Source organism: Bacillus cereus (assembly GCF_002567495.1).
GTDB lineage: Bacteria > Bacillota > Bacilli > Bacillales > Bacillaceae_G > Bacillus_A > Bacillus_A cereus_AQ.
Genome location: NZ_NVAP01000023.1, coordinates 199,230 through 200,597, shown reverse-complemented (window position 1 = coordinate 200,597; position 1,368 = coordinate 199,230). Strand labels below are relative to the sequence as shown.

Sequence of the window (1,368 nt, the reverse complement as noted above, 5' to 3'; positions counted from 1 at the left end):
CAGTTTTCAAAGAACTACTTAGTCGCTCATTTGCGACTTCCTTATGTTAACATCTTCGTTTTTCGATGTCAACTAAGTTTTTCAATTTCTTTTTTGTCGTCTTCTGCGTTTCCGCATCAGCGACGGTTATTAATATATCATGCAGTATATACAGGGTCAATACTTTTTATGAAAAAATTTCACATCCCGTTAAAAACTTAAAAACCTACATTAACAATCATTACACCTTCCATTCATCCTTCATAGATCTCCGCCTATCCATTTCATATCTCATCTATTTATAACGCTCATACAAGAATGAAAATTCTAAATTTTATGTTATATTATTATTATAGGAGTGTGGTGAGAATGAGCATTAAGTATTCAAACAAAATCAATAAAATTCGGACCTTTGCATTAAGTTTAGTATTTATCGGCCTCTTCATTGCATACTTAGGAGTCTTTTTCCGTGATAACATTATTATTATGACAACATTTATGATGGTGGGCTTTTTGGCTGTTATCGCTAGTACGGTCGTTTACTTTTGGATTGGTATGTTATCTACAAAGACTGTCCAAATTATTTGCCCAAGCTGTGATAAGCCAACCAAAATGCTCGGTCGTGTCGACGCATGCATGCATTGTAATCAGCCTTTAACACTTGATCGAAATCTAGAAGGAAAAGAATTTGATGAGAAATATAATAAGAAGAGCTATAAATCATAGGTATATAGCAGCATAGTAAGGAACTCGAATACTTAAGTCTTTAAAAAAAACGATTTCTTAATCAAGAAATCGTTTTTTTAAGGCTGTCTTCTTCTAAAATTTATTATGTCTATTTTTTTGATATAACAGTAAACATCCCTGTCATGTTAGGCGAATAATCTTTAAAATCATATTTTTCGTAGAATGCTCTTTTACCTTGCGATGCAAACAAACCAATAAATGCTTTATCTGGAGCATTTCGATTTAAATATTCAACTAAAGTATTCATTATTTTCTTTCCAACACCATTCTTTTGATAATCTGGATGAACTACTATATCCTGAATATAGAAAGAGATGGCCCCATCGCCAACAATTCTCCCCATACCGACAATTCGATTATTATCATAGACTGTTATACAGTAAATAGAATTTTGAAGTGATGTTTCCGCCACCTCAAAGTTCATATAATTAGTCCATCCAACAGAATCACATAAATATTTATACTCTTCCAATGTCGGAATGTTATTTTTAATCTCATATTTCTTCAACATGCACCCTCCAAGACTTCATTTTCACCAATATAAAGTAAATTCGACAAACCTTTGTCTAACCCCTCTTACTAACTTGGCGCTGTTAGTCCAGATTAGCCTCACGCTACCCCTTATATAATAAAGAAAGAGGT

General features: G+C 32.9%; 2 protein-coding genes. One reads left to right on the top strand and one right to left on the bottom strand.

The features are described 5' to 3' along the window. The first annotated feature begins 348 nt into the window (after positions 1 to 348). Positions 349 to 705 carry a YgzB family protein gene (locus COK05_RS10955; protein ID WP_000025053.1) on the top strand — a complete coding sequence of 119 codons (357 nt, stop codon included), beginning with the start codon at positions 349 to 351 and terminating at the stop codon, positions 703 to 705. Positions 706 to 814: 109 nt separating this feature from the next. On the opposite strand, the gene COK05_RS10950 is transcribed toward COK05_RS10955, so the two are convergent. Further along, entirely contained in the window at positions 815 to 1,234 is a 420-nt protein-coding gene (locus COK05_RS10950) for a GNAT family N-acetyltransferase (protein ID WP_098612607.1), read from the bottom strand. Positions 1,235 to 1,368: the final 134 nt, after the last annotated feature.